Origin of the sequence: Pseudoalteromonas sp. MMG006 (genome assembly GCF_018101025.1) — a bacterium.
In the GTDB taxonomy this organism is placed as follows: domain Bacteria; phylum Pseudomonadota; class Gammaproteobacteria; order Enterobacterales; family Alteromonadaceae; genus Pseudoalteromonas.
Window position 1 is genome coordinate 1 of sequence record NZ_JAGJEJ010000036.1, and the last position, 18,198, is coordinate 18,198.

The 18,198-nt window shown below is 37.0% G+C and carries 14 protein-coding genes; 1 reads left to right on the top strand and 13 read right to left on the bottom strand.

Annotated elements, in window-relative coordinates:
• Positions 1–455: 455 nt before the first annotated feature.
• The gene (locus tag J8L73_RS18825) at positions 456–2,249 is read right to left on the bottom strand and encodes a choice-of-anchor I family protein (RefSeq protein WP_211001632.1); all 1,794 of its coding nucleotides are present in this window, start codon (positions 2,247–2,249) and stop codon (positions 456–458) included.
• 83 nt (positions 2,250–2,332) lie between these two features.
• On the bottom strand, positions 2,333–3,562 hold the full coding sequence (locus J8L73_RS18830) for an acyltransferase family protein (protein ID WP_211019370.1): 1,230 nt from the start codon (positions 3,560–3,562) through the stop codon (positions 2,333–2,335).
• A gap of 144 nt (positions 3,563–3,706) precedes the next feature.
• On the opposite strand from J8L73_RS18830, the gene J8L73_RS18835 reads away from it, so the two are divergent.
• Positions 3,707–4,549: a LytTR family DNA-binding domain-containing protein gene (locus J8L73_RS18835; protein ID WP_211019373.1), complete on the top strand. Its 843-nt coding sequence runs from the start codon at positions 3,707–3,709 to the stop codon at positions 4,547–4,549.
• A 49-nt stretch (positions 4,550–4,598) separates the two neighbouring features.
• On the opposite strand, the gene J8L73_RS19470 is transcribed toward J8L73_RS18835, so the two are convergent.
• The 11 genes from J8L73_RS19470 to J8L73_RS18885 all read right to left on the bottom strand — a co-directional run bounded on the left by J8L73_RS19470 (position 4,599) and on the right by J8L73_RS18885 (position 17,915).
• On the bottom strand, positions 4,599–4,727 hold the full coding sequence (locus J8L73_RS19470; RefSeq protein ID WP_282098404.1) for a hypothetical protein: 129 nt from the start codon (positions 4,725–4,727) through the stop codon (positions 4,599–4,601).
• A gap of 12 nt (positions 4,728–4,739) precedes the next feature.
• On the bottom strand, positions 4,740–5,510 hold the full coding sequence (locus J8L73_RS18840) for an outer membrane lipoprotein-sorting protein (RefSeq protein ID WP_211001629.1): 771 nt from the start codon (positions 5,508–5,510) through the stop codon (positions 4,740–4,742).
• Positions 5,503–6,717, bottom strand: a complete 1,215-nt coding sequence (locus J8L73_RS18845; RefSeq protein ID WP_211001628.1) for an FtsX-like permease family protein — start codon at positions 6,715–6,717, stop codon at positions 5,503–5,505. Before J8L73_RS18845 ends, J8L73_RS18840 begins: the two co-directional genes overlap by 8 nt.
• The gene (locus tag J8L73_RS18850; protein WP_211019375.1) at positions 6,717–7,412 is read right to left on the bottom strand and encodes an ABC transporter ATP-binding protein; all 696 of its coding nucleotides are present in this window, start codon (positions 7,410–7,412) and stop codon (positions 6,717–6,719) included. The genes J8L73_RS18845 and J8L73_RS18850 overlap by 1 nt, the downstream gene beginning before the upstream one ends.
• A gap of 5 nt (positions 7,413–7,417) precedes the next feature.
• Positions 7,418–8,008, bottom strand: coding sequence for a hypothetical protein (locus J8L73_RS18855; protein WP_211019378.1), 591 nt, complete (start codon positions 8,006–8,008; stop codon positions 7,418–7,420).
• Between the two features lie 277 nt (positions 8,009–8,285).
• Entirely contained in the window at positions 8,286–9,074 is a 789-nt protein-coding gene (locus tag J8L73_RS18860; protein ID WP_211019379.1) for a LytTR family DNA-binding domain-containing protein, read from the bottom strand.
• Positions 9,058–10,107, bottom strand: a complete 1,050-nt coding sequence (locus tag J8L73_RS18865; RefSeq protein ID WP_211019381.1) for a histidine kinase — start codon at positions 10,105–10,107, stop codon at positions 9,058–9,060. Before J8L73_RS18865 ends, J8L73_RS18860 begins: the two co-directional genes overlap by 17 nt.
• A 4-nt stretch (positions 10,108–10,111) precedes the next feature.
• Positions 10,112–11,320 carry a hypothetical protein gene (locus J8L73_RS18870; RefSeq protein ID WP_211019383.1) on the bottom strand — a complete coding sequence of 403 codons (1,209 nt, stop codon included), beginning with the start codon at positions 11,318–11,320 and terminating at the stop codon, positions 10,112–10,114.
• 488 nt (positions 11,321–11,808) lie between these two features.
• Complete coding sequence (glmU, locus tag J8L73_RS18875) at positions 11,809–13,173, bottom strand: bifunctional UDP-N-acetylglucosamine diphosphorylase/glucosamine-1-phosphate N-acetyltransferase GlmU (RefSeq protein ID WP_211019385.1); 1,365 nt, start codon at positions 13,171–13,173, stop codon at positions 11,809–11,811.
• A gap of 216 nt (positions 13,174–13,389) precedes the next feature.
• A complete protein-coding gene (locus J8L73_RS18880) occupies positions 13,390–16,533 on the bottom strand; it encodes a lantibiotic dehydratase (RefSeq protein ID WP_211019386.1) in 3,144 nt (1,047 codons plus the stop codon).
• Between the two features lie 833 nt (positions 16,534–17,366).
• Positions 17,367–17,915, bottom strand: a complete 549-nt coding sequence (locus J8L73_RS18885; protein WP_211019388.1) for a hypothetical protein — start codon at positions 17,913–17,915, stop codon at positions 17,367–17,369.
• Positions 17,916–18,198 lie beyond the last annotated feature (283 nt).

Sequence of the window (18,198 nt, forward strand, 5' to 3'; positions counted from 1 at the left end):
CTACTGAAGTAGGTTGGCTGTTAGAACTCAATCTGTACGAGTGCCCACACAGATGATTGCTTTATATTGTTAAAGAACGTTTTGAGTCGCTTTTGCGTCTCAAGGGATGCGAATAATACACCCTTTATTTTTCGAGTCAATACTTTGTTTTAAACTTTCTTTTCAGAAGATTTAAAACCGAAGTTTTATTTAACTCTCTGAGCCGCTGCTACCTTGCTATGCGTCGGCGTTTCCCGTCTCAGTGGGGTCGCATTATAGGGAGATTCGAGCAGGGGTCAATGTTTTATTTCAGCTTTTTGACAAATAAATGAATTTAGTATGAAACGCATACAAATAAAGGCCTGCGGGCTGATTTTAGATTAAAAAACGCGCATGTTAAGTCGCTATTTTACAGCTAATATTTGCGCGTTAGAAAAAGCAGTACATTTAGTAATCGCTGTACTGCTTTGTTGGTTTTAATTTGCTGCAATTTGCCATACAGCTATAGAACCTGAGATCTCATTACCGATTATAAGCAGTGGCTCGCCTGTCGCACTTTGTTCGGCAGGTACAAATACCATGCCTTCGGGTGCAAGGTCGCCGGTTATATCTGCCCCTTCTATTACACCACGGTTATAAAAGTAATCTTCAAATTGCACATCGTAAGGGTTGGTAATATCGTAAACCATAATCCCGCCCATGCGCTCAAGACCTATAAAGGCAAAAGTGCGTTCGCCGATGGTACCTATTGTTAGCGCTTCTGGTTCTGCGCCTTTATCATCTGAGCGTGTGTCACCTTCGTTTTCATCTTCATTATTATTAAAGGCTTCGCCATGTACAGATGCAGTTATACGGCCTATATCGTCGCCTGAATCAAACACCACCAGCCCATTACTGTCCCAAATGGTAAACGACCGTGCACCGTAGGCATAAAGCGATTCGTACTGGCCATCGTTGTTAGCATCACCTTTTACTGTACTTACTTTTAAACGACCAATATCGTTATCGTCGTTATTTAAGTAATCAAAATTAGCAGCAAGGGTTAAATCTTCAACACGGCTTTCATCTATGTATGCAAGGCAACCATCATCTTCATCGTAATCTAGACCACCTTTTGCTATGCAGTCTGCTTCGTCTGTTGTATCAAAGAAGTATTCACGTGCATCACCTTCATTTGCCGACACTATAAAGTTTGCGCCTTTCCAGCTAAAACTTGAGATAGTATCTGGCTGATACATTCCATATAAGCCAGGGTATGATTTAAAATTAACACCGCCGTCTTTATCTGATGCGTCTATTTGCAAGTTAGACCAACCTTTAAATCCTAACCCTTTTAGTTCAAGAGAGTTATCTTCTAAATTAACGATAGCTAGTGCGTTATTTTCTTGAATTGATATATAGGCATATTTGTTATCTTTAGAAATGCTGACGTACTCAGGCTCTAGGTCCATGGCAACTGTTGTATTTATTTCATTTCCATTAATTGTTCGCCCTGTGGGGTTGGCAAAAACTAGCCCTTTCTCTTCAAGCTCGGTTTGTTGATTGTTATATGCAGTAAAATCAATATTGCTGGCCGTATCGGCAATTACGCCATTTTCAATATTAATAACGCTAATAGAGCCCTCTGGGTCGATACTGTAATCGCCGTTAGGTTCGCCCTCATTAGCAGCAACTACTTTTGCCCCATTATGACTAAATGTGACCATGTCTGGTAAAAAGCCGACCATTACATTTTTAATAAACACCGGTGTATCGCCGCTAATATTGTAAAACGCTATTTGACCCGCTTCGCCTACGGTTTTAGCAGCCATTGCAACAGCCAGTAATTGGTTAGTTTCATCTATTGCTATGCTGTTCGCATCGCCTGGGGTGCTATCATTTAAGGTAAGGGTAATTGCTGATGTAAGGTTAGTTGCATTCACTATTCCTTCGTTATCTTGAACGAGTGCGGCAGTATCAAACGTATCGGCGGGTATAATGTTCACTACTGCTTCATCACCAGAGCTATTAATAGCGTAAATCCATTTTTTAGATGCTTGATAAGCCACTATTTCAGCCGCCCCCTCAGGACTTTGAGCATTAAGTACGGCTCTGCCGACTAAGCTTATATTTAACGCCGAATTTGCATTGGTGCCGTTAGTACCATTTTGACCCGCTGTACCTTGTTCTCCTTGAATACCTTGCGTGCCGTCTTGGCCGTCATCTCCATCTAGTGAGCAACCAGTAAGAACAGATATAAGCGACAGCGCAATAATTGATTTTTTAAACATGTGATTTTCCTTAGTATTGTATTTGCTAAATATCAACACACAGGCATGACAAGATTATGGCAGTTTTAATACAGCCTCTTAGTCTAAGTAATTAGCTTATACGCTAGCGGAGTAATTAAAATTAAAGCGGCCGTATAGCCAATCGTTTTTACCGTCGAGGAATACTCTCGTTTAATTGCAACTCCTAAAAAAGGTCTAAATACATCAACGCGTGTTATACCCCATGTAAAAGCACCACAAAAAAACCAAGTCCCTAAAATAATGATGAATGGTTCAGCAACAGACCCTAAACTTAAAGGCTGTAGTAAAAAACACAAAATAATCAAAATGCTTTGATGCAATAAATAAAAGGGAAACACCCATGCATTGAGCTGCTTTAAATAGTAGGTATTAAAATTTAAAAATCGGTGAGCGAGCGCAAGTACAAAAAATACACCTACAACACGTTGAATATTGTAGCTACCGCTTAAAATAAAATGAGGAAGAGTAAACGCCTTTTGATAGCTTAATATTATAAGTACGAACAAAATCGCAAAACTCAAAGCCAGTACTACCAAGTTTTTATTTAAGCAGTTCCAAAAGTAAGTGTTTTTAGCGAGTATGTATCCTGCGAGTAACAGTATTAAGCCGTTAGTCTCTCTAATTGAATCGCCAGTTAAATAATGTCTTGTAAATAGTACGGCAACAATAAGTAAAGTAATTAAAAGCCCAAATGACACACAGCCTTTAACAAATACTTTTAAAGGCGCAATAAAGGGCAAGCGTGCAAAAAAAGTTAAAACAATAATGATCAGCATAAATTGCCACAACGAGCGCAAATACCATAAGTGATTTACATCCACATTCGGCCACACACCAGACTGATAATTAATAAAAAGCGTATTGTTCGTCTCTATAAAAGCTAAATAAAATTGCCAGTAGCTAATATAAATAACACCTTGTTGTGACATTTCTGCAAACAGCTGTAAAGGCACTATTAACCATAACCCCACCAGCAAGGGTAATAGTAAAAAAATGGAACGAGTTAAAGTGAGCAATAACCAAGACTTAAAGCCGCTTACTTTATCAATCATAAAACGCAGTGCTACGCCCGATATAAACCAAATGAGCAACATCCGCCAAGGTGAAAACACCAGCATTAAATATTCAATATATTGCGATGTATAATTACTCTTAAAATGAAATCCCCAGTTTTCGCTATACAACATGCCTATGTGGTAAAAAATTAGCGACGCAAATGCGATTACCCTAAGCCAATCAAGATAATACTTACGCGAATTAACTAATGAAGGTTGGTGTGTTTGAGTGTTCATGCTTTTACTACTTTATGAATTTTATGCGTTATTCATACCTAAAGCTCTCGCTAAAACTATCTACAAGTGCTTATATTACGGGCAATAGTGATAAAAGGTGGTATACAGGGATAAGCGTGCCACATCAGCAATAAGCATACATTTATGAACCTACAGCACTTTCAACGTTTTCAAAGCATTTACGCATCAGTATTACTGTGTGCTTACGTAATAATTAATAATACAGTAAACGCTACAACCCAAATAATGGAAGCCCAAAGAGAAGGCGCTTTAACTTTTTTAATGTGGGAGCCATTTGTCTGGGAGTATTCAAGTGCCTTGAGTACTTTGCTTATATTCCCTATTTTAATTTGGTTTTTAAGACACTTACCTTTTAATTGGCAAAATATTACGGCCTCATTAGGTATGTACTTTGGTGCCTCTATTATATTTAGCGTGTTACACGTTGGTATTATGGTAGGGGTTCGTAAATTCATATATTTGTTGAATAATGGGTCTTACAACTTTGGACTTAGTTGGTTTGAACTTATTTATGAATACCAGAAAGACGCTATAAGCTTTGTGTTTTTCATCGTACTTATCAAAGTATATCAATATGTGGTGCAGCAGTTACTAGGTGAAGCCTCTTCAATTAAAGAAAGTGAGCAACAAACAACATCGACCATAAACCGCTTATTAGTTAAAAAGCTCGGTAAGGAATTCATTATAAAAATAGAGGATGTTGATTGGCTTGAATCGTCGGGTAATTATGTAAACCTACATATAGGCTCACGTATATATCCGTTAAGGGCAACACTTACAACATTGAGCAAACAACTTGAAAAGCAGGGGTTTTGTAGAATTCACCGCAGCCATGGCGTAAAACTCGATAAAGTGGAGTCCATTACACCACTACCCAGCGGCGACAGTGAAATTAAATTAACCACAGGTAAAGTACTAAACTTATCTAGACGTTATAAAGAGCAATTTAAACTAACGTTGCAATAATACAAGTCAAACAAGCGATAATGGCTTACACTAAAATCAGTGGCCAAGTTTAGTTGGCCACCAGCTTATCTGACACACTTAACTGTAAGTCAAGATCTGAAAGCGCATTATTTTGTTCAAACAAACTTAAAGAGGTTTGCCAAATATCGATTTGATGCTCATTTAACTGTAGTTCCAAGTTTTTAGCCTTTCACTCAGTTAAAAGGCTATTTAAATCACTGCGAATTAATATTTGCGGATTAAATAACTTTTGCGGTACATCAATTGGCTTAATTTCATCATAAGCAATCACTGTTTTTTTACCTGGCTGCATTTGATCGATTAACGACATAGAAATCACTTTAACTTTGTTGTTTCTATCACCTCTTTCAAAGGTAGCCGTTTTGGCATGTTTGCCAGAACGAAGATACAACTCTGCTTGCAATGGAAATAAATCGGCTTTATCAACGGTAAGTTGAATTTTTTGATAGCTCGCCTTTTCTGAATAAGCCGTTAAATTAAACACTATGACAGCTTCATTCGTTTCATAAGACTCTATATCGTAATCTTGACTCCAACTAAGTGTCGCAATATCGCCCAGTGATGCCTCCCCCAATAATTTTTGTAAAGGGGTTATGCGTATTGGTCGTCGGCTTTTCGGCATGAACATCCAATAATCATTTTCCTTCATCAAGACCTTTTGTCCTTGCTCTGAAGCCGTTTTAAAAACAACAAGTGATTGTTTATTGATAGATGAATAAACATCGTATTGCTTTTCACTTTTTAGCTTCCCTTTATTATATGCACTGACTGTTGCCGAAATTTTTACTGACTCTGCTTCACTTCGATAAGCATCAACGTTGACAAGAGCTGCTTGCAGATCAAATCCACCTTCGTATTGTTCATTTACAGTTTGCGCAACAGCTGATACAGAAATAAGCAACAGCGCACAAATAGATATAATATTTTTAAATTTAAACATGACTTAGCGCCTCTGTAATTGATTTTGAACTGCCTTTATATGCAGCCTTTAGTGCCGCTAATACACATACCAATACCATAGTAAGTAATACAATACCTGCTACTTCCCATGAGAAAGTAATGGTTAAAGGGTAACCCTGATTGCTACCCGGCGGTGGTGGCATTTCTAAACCTAAATAAACCAGTCCCCAAGCAATGAAGGCAGATGCAACAATACCTAACGCCGCGCCAATGAACCCTATCATGCTTGATTCTAATACAAAGTTACGAATAATTTCCCATTGATAAGAGCCCATTGCCGATACAGTCCCTATTTCACGGGTTCTTTCACTGACAGTCATCGCCATCGTGTTTGAAATTGAGAAGAATACAAGTAACACCATAATCCCACCTAACAGGCCAAAAATACGGTTATAAAGATCTTTTACTGACTGATAATAGAATGCGCGCTCCCACCAAGGTGTAAACTCCAATGACTGGTCTCGCTTCTGATAATCTAAAACTGTTTGTTGTGTTTTACTTATATCAAATAAGTAAACCGACAATGAGCTGACTTTCTCGGTATATAACAATGATTGCGCATCTGATAGCTTCACATAAAGCTGTCGCTTATCTAAATCTGGCACACCTGTCGTATAAATACCCCTTATTGTAAAATCCATAGCATTTAACGCACCATCTGTCGTTGTCGACATGAGCGTAATATAATCACCCACTGTCACCTTTAAGTTGCGTGCTAGCTCCTTACCTAATACAACTTCTGCTTCACCTTCATTATCAAAATTTGATAATGCCTTACCTTCTAACATTGTTAAAAAAGGCCCTTTAACCATAAACTCCTCGGGATCTACACCCAGACCAATAAAAATGGAGCTTTTTTCACCATTAGATACAAGACCATTGAAGTTTATGCGTGGCAATACACTTTTAATGTCTTCGTCGGTTTCAAGTTGAGCTATTAACTTTTCAATATCAGATAAACCATATTGTAGCGGTATATCTTCTTCTGCTTTAAGAAATTTTTGATGTGTAATAATAAAGTTACCTTCATCTCTAGCCGCTTTTTCTGCCAGTGATTGATAAGTAAATAAGGCAAAACCACTCGTCGTTAAAATAGCGGCAACGGCAACTGTAGCAACTAATATTGTGAATAATGAACGCCTACCATTTCGGCAAACGTTAAAAAATGCAAATGAGATCCAACGCATTATCCTGCTCTCCTATGAGTTTCATATGGATTAAATGCCGATAAATTACCATCAGCAAGATTTAAAACACGATGACAGCGATCTGTCATACGGTGGTCATGTGTTGCTACAATAAAGGTACAGCCTAGGTCATTGCCTAAATCACGCATCAGATCAATGACCATATTCGCGGTCGATGTATCTAAATTTGCGGTAGGTTCATCCGCAATCACAATCTCAGGTCGCTTAACCAATGCTCGAGCAATAGCAACACGCTGCTGTTGACCACCTGATAATTGATCTGGGCGTTTATATATATGATCTTTTAAACCAACTTTATTAATAATATCAACAACTTTATCCATTCTTTCTCGCTTATTCATATTAAGCATTAAAAGTGGGTACTCCACGTTTTCATAAACAGACATCACTGGGATCAAATTATATCTCTGAAAGATAAATCCTAGTTTTTCACGACGAATTTGTGTCATTACTTTTTTATCTTTTGAGACTGCTTTACCTGCAAGCCAAATTTCACCTTTATAGTCATCGTCAAGCAAGCCACAAATGTTTAAAAGTGTTGATTTCCCGCTACCTGAAGGGCCACATAATGCAACAGTTTCCCCTTTTTTTATCTCAGCAGATACGCCTTTTAATGCGTCGACGACGACTTCTCCAGTCTTGTAAGACTTAACAATGTTCGAAAATTTAAGCATTACAATTATCCTTTTTCAGCCTTTGAAAGGCGCGCTAGAGCATCAGACTTCTCGATGAATAATTTCGCTCTAGTTTGATCTTCTAATTTATTTGCAGCCAATGCGGCACATCTATAAGTTGATTGTTTTAGCTGTTTATCTAACTTTGAAAATCCATCACTATTGGCCAATACTTGATTTAATAAATGAGCGCCATGTTCAGCACGATTCATCATTTTTGGTACCTGCGCAAAGGTACAGCCAGCAGTCACATAAACGCTTGCTTTAAGTGGATATGGCATTTCTTTAACTTGTTTAATTGCTTTATTTAATTTAGCAATGCCGGCTTCTGCGAATTTCATTTTTTGCCAAGGTTGACTGGTGTATCGTGCCTGCGTTGTTTCAGCACCTCCTAACATAGCTAAAACAACGGGATTTGATGCTTTATTGTTGAGTTCAGAAAGCGCGTTCACAGCAAGTTGATTTTGCTCTTGGGATCCAGTAAGTCCCTGTTGATATGCTGTAATAACATGCGCTGGGATTTCACTTGCAGTAACTGAAGAGCTTGCTAATACAATGCCTAAAAGCATGTTTTTAATCGTAGAAAATTGGTTCATTATCGTTATCCTGTATTGTTTCTGCTGATGAACATATCTTAAGAAACAACCACCATAGAATGTTAGGCAGGCGATAATCGGTTGAATAGGGAGATAAACGGGAAATAGTAATGATGAATATACTTTATAGTCCTTTTAAGGGGGAACGATAAAATTAGTAAGTTGAATTATGATAGTGATATAGAGCGCACTTAATACAATCAAAAAAGAGGTAAATCATGATTTACCTCTTCTACAGTATTAAATCCGCTTCAATAATGGTTGGTTATGTTTTCTGTTACATCTGCTTAAATAAATGGTGATACTTTCTACTCACAGAAAGTTTTTCATCTCTCCCTTTCAAGTATATATAAACATGACCTAAATCATCTTTAGATACATGATCAATAGTATCAACTCGAACAATACAATTACGATGAATACGCCAAAAAGTATCAGGCTCTAACTCACTTTCTAAATGAGTAATAGATGTTTTTATTAAATGCTTCTGTTGCCCAGCAGTAACTTCGGTGTATTTATTGTCGGCGATAAAATAATCCACTTCATCAACATCAATCATATATATATGATTGTTTTTACTTGCTTTAATCCACTTTAAATACGCATTAGATGGTGCTAGGTTATTACTCTGCATTAACTGGGAGAACATAGCCTGTAACTGTGTTTGTTGACTGGTCTCAGTGTTTTCGGATGACAAAAGCTTTTGTATTCGCTGTACGGTTTTTTCAAGCCTTATTTTTTCTAAAGGTTTTAAAAGATAGTCAATTGCTTGGTTCTCAAATGCAGTAACTGCATATTCATTATAAGCCGTTACAAAAACCATAATGGGGGGTGAGTCATCATCACATAGTTTTTTAGAAACTTCTAAACCATTCATTCCTGGCATATTAATATCTAAAAATACAACCTTAGGTGTAAATGCCTCGGTCAGTGCTAAAGCTTCTTCACCATTAGCAGCTTGACCAACAATATCGATTTCAGGCCAAACCTCTTCTAACATCATTTTCAAATGTGTACGTAAAATAGGCTCATCGTCAGCAATAACAACTTTAACTCGGTGAGACATTTAAGGGGACCTCCATAGTAACGGTCACAATACCCGCCTGACTGTGATCAAATAAAAGGCAGGCTTGTTCACCATACAATTGCTGTAATCTGGTTTTTACGTTGTTCATCCCAACTTGTGTGCCTTTGTGATTACTGCCTTCATTAGGTGTATTATTCGTAATGCGTATTAATAAGTTATTTTCTTTCTTTTTGACTAATAGAGTCAGTTCTCCACCCGATGTTAACTGTTCTATACCATGTGTAACGGCATTTTCTATGAGAGGTTGAAGTAACATTGGAGGAAACAAAATATCATCGGTTATTTTATCCGTTACGTCATAGTGAATATTTAGTCTATCCCCTAAACGTATTTTCTGTATGGCCAAATAAGCTTTATTAAAACGTAATTCATGGCCGAGGGTTAACCACTCAGACCTCGTCCTATCTAAACTTTGTCTCAATAAAGCCGAGAGCGCGGCTAACATCTTATTCGCCTGTTTAGTATCAACAGCTATCAATGCTTGAATATTAGCGAGTGTATTAAATAAAAAGTGCGGCTCAATTTGAGATTGTAGTAACCTTAATTGAGTTTCTAACAGTACTTTATCTTTCTTTATTTGCTCTAATTCAACTTGCGCTAACGATTGTTTTAAATTCTGTGCTTGTGCACTTCGATAGTATGTAAAACTCACCACCACCATAATAAAACTGCCAATCAGCAAAATACCTACATATTGTTGTAAATCACCAATATAGCCACCAGTGCTTTTCACAACACCTAATAAGAGTGGCGTCAGGCCCCATACAATAAAAGAAAAAAGAGTAGCTAAGAAAAACTGCAAGGCAAGATTCATTTGTGGATAATGCCGCTTTAACCATTTACGGCATAAGCGAATACTGAACCCGACTCCAAGAGAGATCATAATTGAAATAACAGGGTACTTAGCCCACCCAATAAAGTGAATCAGTAACCCAAGTGAAATACAGACTACAGCGAGCTTTAAATTACTCACCCAGCGTTCTGATCCTGAGAATGGTTTAATAAAAGGCATTAAATTACAACTTAATTTCGACGCTAAAATATCCAGTTTTTTGATGGCTTAGCTGCTCATATATTGTTTCGCTTCCGCCAGCATAGCTCCTATAGCCGAGACAGAGACGACCATTTTTAAAACCAGAGTAACACAGCTCACTATTTATTAACATACTGTTATCCTGAGGGTTTGTTAACCATGTCATCGAAGGTTGCCAGGTAGAATTAGATGTTCTCAAATGCACCATTACATTATCTCTGAATAGATTTTGTGTCGAAAAGTGAGCTCGATATAACTTCAATTGATGATCTTGGACACCTTCATTAGCACGTGCAATCAATGTTCGCCATTGCTTGTCACTTGGTGCTCGACCATCATGCCAGTATTCTACAATGGCTGTTACCCCCATCGAAAAACTGTAGTTAAAACCCACTAAAGCTTGCAAACTGCCTTTGCGCCAAATTGTTTCAACATTATCATATGCAGATAAAGTATTTTTATACAGTTGAGTAACTTTAGGCGAACGATAGTTTTGCTGCCAGAGGAATGAACTATGTAATTCTAAGTTATCACCTATTACTGTAAGGGTACTTCCACCAATTCTAAAGCCCAGTTTATCGTCATAGTGCGCTATTGCTTGCGCTTCATAACCATCAAAGAATTGATAATAGCGCCCACCACAACCGTAACTTTGTGCTACTTTAATACCTCGTTCAAGATAATCAGGTTTCGTTTCATTGCAAATCACAGTGATGTTTCCTGATTCAGTAAAGTAGTCCCCCATTATCATTAACACACCAGGGGGGACTGCTGTATATATCGCTAATGAGTCAGTTGGAGAAAACATGTCTAATGGCCTAAATCCATAGGCAACATCCCAATCAAGCTTCTTTTTCCCTACAGATAAAAACCAATTTTCAGTACTAAAATCATAGAACGCTTCTGAAATAGTAAAATCGGTTTCACTCGTCCCACCTTCTTTATATACGTTAGCAGTTGCCGCAAAACGCAACCCTTCACCTTCTAAACTTAAATCTAGAGCCGAGAAAAGAGATGAAGTATTTTTAGTTGCAAAAATTGCCTGATTCGTCCCTTTTATATTTTGCCCATTAATACGAATTTGACTATCAAACTGTAATTTTTCTGTAAACTGTTTTGCTTCACTCACTGAAGATATAATCATCACGAACAGCACATATATTTTGCAAACGACACCCAATATTATTTTCATATTATCCTCCTGATCTGCAAAAATTGTATAACGATAATTTGAGCTTGGTAAATGAGGCGATGGGTGGCTTTATAGGAGGATAAAAGGAAATAATGACAGATAAGGCTATTTGGTAAAAACAGCTTATGAGCGGCTATAAAGATATTTGGTGCCTTTTAAGAGCCATGATGGGTAAAGAGGAAGTTATAAATAAAGAATAATAATATACCTAGTAATTTAAAGTCATATTTGTAAAACAACGGCTAAAAAGGCTTGCTTAGAATTAAATCTCAGCCACCTGTACATTTAACTCCATTTGATTCTGAATTAAAGCATGCCATGGAGGAACTGAGTATTTTGCAATATTTCCGCTTATTACTAAAAATAGCTTACCTTGTACCCATTAACATAAGATGTTACTTAAAAACGTACCTATTTTTTGATGTAAATAATAAGTACGATAACGCAGCGTAAAAGAATAGCAAATACAGTCTTTACTTAGAAAGTTGTTAAAAAAGCTTTTTAACTGGGCGTTTCCAACCATCTAAATTACGTTGCTTGCCACGTGCTACAGCTAGCTGATCATCCGCCACGGTATTGGTAATAACAGAGCCAGCGCCAACTGTTGCTGTAGCACCAATATTTACAGGAGCAACAAGTGATGAATTTGAACCAATAAAGGCGTTATCACCAATAATGGTTTTTGCTTTATTAACTCCATCGTAGTTACAGGTAATTGTACCTGCGCCTATATTCACTTTTTCGCCAATTTCAGCATCGCCTAAGTAACTTAAGTGGTTTGCTTTAGAACCCTTACCTAAGCGTGTTTTTTTCATCTCTACAAAGTTACCAATGTGCGAGTCTTCTTCCATTACCGCACCTGGGCGTAAGCGGGCGTATGGGCCTAGCGTACATTGAGCCGCTACGCTTGCACCTTCAATTAGGGTATTTGCTTCTATAACAACGTTATCGCCTATGGTACAGTTTTTAAGTACACAATTAGGGCCAATTTGTACATTATTACCAAGGGTAACACTGCCTTCAAAAATAACATTGATATCAATTAATACGTCTTCGCCTGTTTTAACATTGCCGCGTACATCGATACGGGCTGGGTCGGCGAGGGTGGCACCATTTAACATTAACTCTTCTGCTTGCCATGCTTGATAAGCTCGTTCAAGGCCTGCAAGTTGTACGCGGTTATTTGCGCCTTCAACTTCCATTGCATGATCTGGCTGCGCCGATGCAATTTCTACACCTTCACTGTGCGCCATAGCAACGATATCTGTTAGGTAGTATTCACCTTGTGCATTATTGTTAGATAGATTACCTAACCATGTTTTTAAAAGCTTGCCATTTACCGCCATAATGCCGGTGTTTACTTCGCTAATAAGTAGCTGCTCAGGGCTTGCATCTTTTTGCTCAATAATACCTACAAGCTTGCCATTTTCACGCAGCATACGGCCGTAGCCATTTGGGTTAACTAAGTTAACGGTTAATACCGCTAAACCATTTTTAGGTGTTGCAGCTAATAAGCGCTCTAGTGTTGATTGCTTTGTAAGAGGTACATCGCCATATAAAACAAGTACAGTGTCGTCATCATTAATGTGTGGGTTAGCTTGTGCTACTGCGTGGCCGGTACCAAGTTGATCGGTTTGTAGTACCCAGTTTACGTTGTTATCGGCAAGTTGTTGTTGTAATAGTTCGCCGCCGTGTCCGTAAACTAGGTTGGTCGTCGTTGCGCCTAATGCCATCGCATTATCGATAACGTGCTGCACCATCGGTTTACCGGCTACTTTATGTAGTACTTTTGGTAGAGCAGAGCGCATGCGAGTACCTTTACCCGCAGCAAGAATTACTGTTGTTAGAGCCATTAAAACAATTTCCTTTTTTCGTTGTTTTAGCTAAATAAGTCTTATGTTTGATCAGAAGATTACGTAAATCACTTCTTGTGCAAATACTCAGTAGGTTAGTTTATTAGTACTGAATCTTGACTGAAAAACACACTTAATTGAATAGCGTTATTGTAGCGAGGATTGGTAAAATATATAAGCGCGTTTAAAGATATTACAACTTTAAACGCGCTTTTTTTATTTAGCTTTACCTGTAGAAAAGTATTTTCTCCTTAGCAAATCATGTATTACAAACTCTTGCTCTCTTCCATATGCTTTAAATATACGGTTATTATGCATGTGTAAAAGTGAGCCTAAAAGTGAATCTCGTGTACAGTTAAGCTTATTTTCTTTAATGAGCTTAACTAAGGCTTTAACAATTGGCTCAGCGTTATTTTGCCATTCTTTAAGTAATTTAAAAATAAACTTTTGCGTTTCATCAAGGCCATCTGTATCAACAGTATTTAGCTTAATGAAGTCGTCATTTAACTGATCTTGATACTCTCGAAAACGGCTACCTAACTGCTTACGTAAAATACTATTTTCGTTAAACTCATTACCAAAACCATCTCGTAAACGGCTAATCAAACTTAAACGCTCATCATCCATGTAATTAAATAGATTGAGTAACTTATGTGTATAATTTAATGCTATTCGCCAGCGTATATCTTCACCGTAGTCATCTACTAATAAACACGCTTTTGCAATTAACGAGCTGTCATACATAAATAAAGATTCAACTAAACCTATAGATTCAGGGCCACCATAACGTTCAACCTCTCGCTCATAGGTCATTAGCTCTACTTTATGCAATTCACCACTTTCGATCATTGGATCAAGTAAGTTATTTAATAAAGGTAATAACTGACCACATAATATATTTGGTTCTCCATGAAAACGAACCCTAATATGCCAATCTGGATCTGAATATCGAATAAAAAACCACTTTTTAAACAATGTTTTATTAGACTCAATGAGCGGAAATAATTTCTCACTCAAAAGTTGCTCAACTAAAGAGTTACCACTATAAATTTTTAAACTAAGCCACTCCGAACCAGCACTAAATCGTCGTTTAATTGGCGCTGCAGATATGTTTGCAAGAGGCTTATCAACAAAATGTTTATGCACTTTTGCTGCTGCGTTTCTAAAAGGCACTATCACTTCATTATTATAATGATGCCCAAACTCATCTCTTACACGAGACGAAAAGCTAGAAGATAAAACCTCCTTCAACTCAACCTTAGTTTGCCCTTTAGTCTCAGCGAGTAAAATTTCAAACATATCAGTGTTTCGTAAGTCCAATTGCAAAACATTATCAAACATTGCGTAGCAAACTTGTGCGTCTAACTGGTAAGTAGTGAAAAGTGTATTTAGCTTATCTAAATCTAGTTGGCCATCAATAAAAACTTCTTGTAGATGTTTTCTATCAACACGCCATGTTTTTTCACTAAGTACTAAATTATCTAACATTATACGTGGAACAAAACTATGCCTTAATGTACTTTGCGGCATAGAAAAATAAGGAGGGTGTCCATCTTGATGTTGTAACATACATAAAAACTTATAAGCACTAAGGCTACGAGACGAATAATTATGCGCGCATGACAAACGCGGAACAATTTGTTTATTTAGTCTCTTACTCCAAAGCTTAACGTGCTGACCTTCAACCCATACATATAAATCGCTTAAATGTATTTGATATTCGTCATTTAGGCTACTATCTGCCATAAATACAATTTCATATTCACGCAAATGCGGGCGAGCTATAACATTACCTGGCCGCCCTTCTGGCATATGTACAACTTCAGCAAAAATAACATCGGGTGAATGCGCTTGCTCTTGTTTTAACTCCTCTATCACTGCATTTTTTAAGCTTTCATCTAAGTGACAAAAGCGACCTAATAAATTTGCTGATGATGGCCCATAACAACCATTAAACTTAATTATAGGATTGTGTTTATCATCTTCGTACAAACTTAGCATTGCAGCAAAAGAGCTGGGATAATATTTTAGTGCGTCAGTATTTGTCGCTTTAACTTTGAGCTCTTTACTTTTTAGAGCAATACAGTTTTTATTGCGATTTTTTGGTAAACTAATTGCTTCTTCAATAATTGCATCAATTAGACTCACACCTGCCGGAGTATTGACAATACCGCCAGCCCGAGCGAAGTGTAAGCCGGCAACCAAAGGTGCTTCATAGCCTGTTTCATTTGAAATACCAATCCCTGTTTCATCATCTAAAATGACATCAAGTGCTACAAACTGCCCTTCAAAACGAGCATTAAATTGGTTAATAAACGGGGATAAAGGATTGCTTCTTTCGTTCAAGCTCAAACCAGACAGTAGCTCAAGTTGCTTTTGCAAGCGGTTAATTTCTATTTCGCTTAAATAACAAGTACTGTAGTTGCGATATATATCAGCTTGAAACAGCTTATTTTCTTGTGCTTTTATTGGCAATTTATCTAAATGTGTAAGTAATTGCTTGTATGGTGCAATGCTTCCTAAGTTATCTTCATCTAGATGATCTATTTTTACCAAAACTGTAGCAAGATGATCAGCGTAAATATTTTCTTTAAGATTTTGAATAGACTTTAATAAAGCATAATCTGGAGAATCTCCAGTTAATGGCAATGGTATATCAGCTATTAAAATGCCTTCATCTATTAAATCTTGAATATATGACTCTACATCTTCTTTATCGGCATCTATATATTGCTCACAAAAAGCCTTACATAAGTTATTAAAGCTAATTCCGGTACTTGCTAAATTTAAAGAAAATTTAAAATATTCGTCACTTTCCACCGCGCTTAAACGATATTGCATACTATCATCGAAGAGGTAAGCTTCTATGTAACGACACTGCTCCGCGATGAAATAATGAGAGGGATTTGGTTTATATTTTAGTGTGTCAGATTTCGAGGTACGCTTGATAAAATAGTCTTTAAGCTCATTTAGGTAAAACATGTCTAAACGAGTCTTTCGGCTATCTTTTTTATAATCCCCACAGATTAAATCTGTAACCGAAGTGATCTTACCTTTACTTACACCCGAAAATAAACCGAACGGTGTTGCTCTTGAACACATCCGGATCATATATTTTATTAAAGCGTGTGATACCTTTTTACCTTGCTTAGTGTCTGGTTTTTCACGCCATAGACTTATGCGTTCTAATAGCGAGGGGCTAGCTAAATAAAGTGCTTCTTGAACACCATACATAGCTAACCAGCTTTCAAGTATTTTATTAGTATCAGCATGTTCATCTTGAAACTGTGTAATTTGCTCAACAGCAAGGCGGGGGGTCCGAACCACAAAGAATGAGGCATTTTTTATTTTATCCGACATTGTTACTTCCTTATGTCTTTTCTATGCCTTGAGTAAACAATCAACTCAATCAACATCTGTCAATACGCTCAAAAGAACTAAGCCAATTCCAGAATAGTCCATTAAAAACTGAAATTTCACTACATGTACCTTCGATACTATTGTAAAAATATAAATTATTAACCTCTGCATATTTAATGTAGCCCGATCTCGCTTTTTACAGACAACAACTCAACCCCTGCAGCAATGACGGTACAAGTTGCAGGTAGTAGGGAATCGGCAAGTTGTATAACCAAGATTACAAGACCAGACCAACGTATGACTGTTTTTAAGCATAAGCGACCTAGTGAAATGCTAATAGTATCGAGCTCTGTTTCGTTGATATCCTATTTACTATAACTTTAAAAACTGCTTGAGTTCAATTCTTTCAAGGCAGGTTTTACCGACATACATTCACTTAAACTTATTTCAACTTTTAGTTGGTTAAATACTAAATGGACTTCCCATAGTTTGCTAGACACCTAATGAGCTACATTGTAACTTCTAATAAGAGGTGTTTTAAGAGCAAAGGCAAACGTTATATCACGACGGAGTCAGTAGTCAGATAAACTAAAGCAGCTCAATCATCCGATGAAAAATTGAAACGTGTCACGGAGGAACGGGATATTTTAAAAAAGAAACGAACCTATCAAAGAAAAATATATTGTAGTAGAACGCCACTTGAAACATTAACAGATAAGGAAACTGTTTGGGCTAAAAAAATTTAGCTCAAATCTAAGCTGACAGACACCGCAAAAATCGGATGATTGTCAGATTAAATCTGAGACAGTACAAATAAAAGATAACACTCTAACTTAAGCAACTTTTTTAACTTTATCTTCAAACTCAGACTTTTTCTTAGCACTTTCATACGATAATTTAGCTAAACTTTCTTTAGTAAACTTATTTGGATAATATTGATACCAACGAATGAAAATATCCTTACCTAACTTAACCATAGTAAACTCGTACTGCCACCGAAGTTTTTCCATCATATAAGATTGTCTCTCTTCAATAGACATGCTATTAAATACCTGCTTTTGCCTATTATTTTCTTCACCCGAGGTCGGATTGTGGTGTAAATAATGACCGAAGTAATTGTCACAGAAAGCGCTATAATCTTTTGTAAATAGAATAAAGTTATGCCACATTTCATCAATGACCAAAAGAGCATTGTCAATTACAAAAGGTTTATTACTATTTTCAATTTTAGCAACCTTCGCTAGTACTAACCATAACTTCAGATCTTCAAATATTTGCTCCGACTCTAATAAATCCACACCATAAAGCTCAGAGAACCTATATATAACATCTTGATTTTTATATACTTTAACGGATTCAGCAAGTGATTTCAGTGTACTCATTTAAAACTCCTATTTCACAGAGGGTTCATCTACATTTGTAAAGTTAGTCGTGCTTTAAGTTGTACTTTCAATTCACACGACTATAAACTTATTGCATTAATCAAAAGATCATGGAATGGTGATGCTTCGTAAGTCGACCACGGTATTACCACCAGCCAAATTGACCAATAGCGATGTTTCTAGTAATCTAATGTGCATGGAATCCAAATGTCACACAAACCACATAATAGTGAATTTCTTTTACCGCCAGACACGTTTGCTAATAGCGATGTTTCTAGTAATT

Coding starts and splice junctions, on each gene's coding strand:
- J8L73_RS18850 (WP_211019375.1), bottom strand. CDS start 7,412: ATGCTTAAATTTTCGAACATTGTTAAGTCTTACAAGACTGGAGAAGTC.
- J8L73_RS18825 (WP_211001632.1), bottom strand. CDS start 2,249: ATGTTTAAAAAATCAATTATTGCGCTGTCGCTTATATCTGTTCTTACT.
- J8L73_RS18835 (WP_211019373.1), top strand. CDS start 3,707: ATGAACCTACAGCACTTTCAACGTTTTCAAAGCATTTACGCATCAGTA.
- J8L73_RS18845 (WP_211001628.1), bottom strand. CDS start 6,717: ATGCGTTGGATCTCATTTGCATTTTTTAACGTTTGCCGAAATGGTAGG.
- J8L73_RS18860 (WP_211019379.1), bottom strand. CDS start 9,074: ATGTCTCACCGAGTTAAAGTTGTTATTGCTGACGATGAGCCTATTTTA.
- glmU (WP_211019385.1), bottom strand. CDS start 13,173: ATGGCTCTAACAACAGTAATTCTTGCTGCGGGTAAAGGTACTCGCATG.
- J8L73_RS18865 (WP_211019381.1), bottom strand. CDS start 10,107: ATGCCTTTTATTAAACCATTCTCAGGATCAGAACGCTGGGTGAGTAAT.
- J8L73_RS18830 (WP_211019370.1), bottom strand. CDS start 3,562: ATGAACACTCAAACACACCAACCTTCATTAGTTAATTCGCGTAAGTAT.
- J8L73_RS18885 (WP_211019388.1), bottom strand. CDS start 17,915: ATGAGTACACTGAAATCACTTGCTGAATCCGTTAAAGTATATAAAAAT.
- J8L73_RS18870 (WP_211019383.1), bottom strand. CDS start 11,320: ATGAAAATAATATTGGGTGTCGTTTGCAAAATATATGTGCTGTTCGTG.
- J8L73_RS18855 (WP_211019378.1), bottom strand. CDS start 8,008: ATGAACCAATTTTCTACGATTAAAAACATGCTTTTAGGCATTGTATTA.
- J8L73_RS18840 (WP_211001629.1), bottom strand. CDS start 5,510: ATGTTTAAATTTAAAAATATTATATCTATTTGTGCGCTGTTGCTTATT.
- J8L73_RS18880 (WP_211019386.1), bottom strand. CDS start 16,533: ATGTCGGATAAAATAAAAAATGCCTCATTCTTTGTGGTTCGGACCCCC.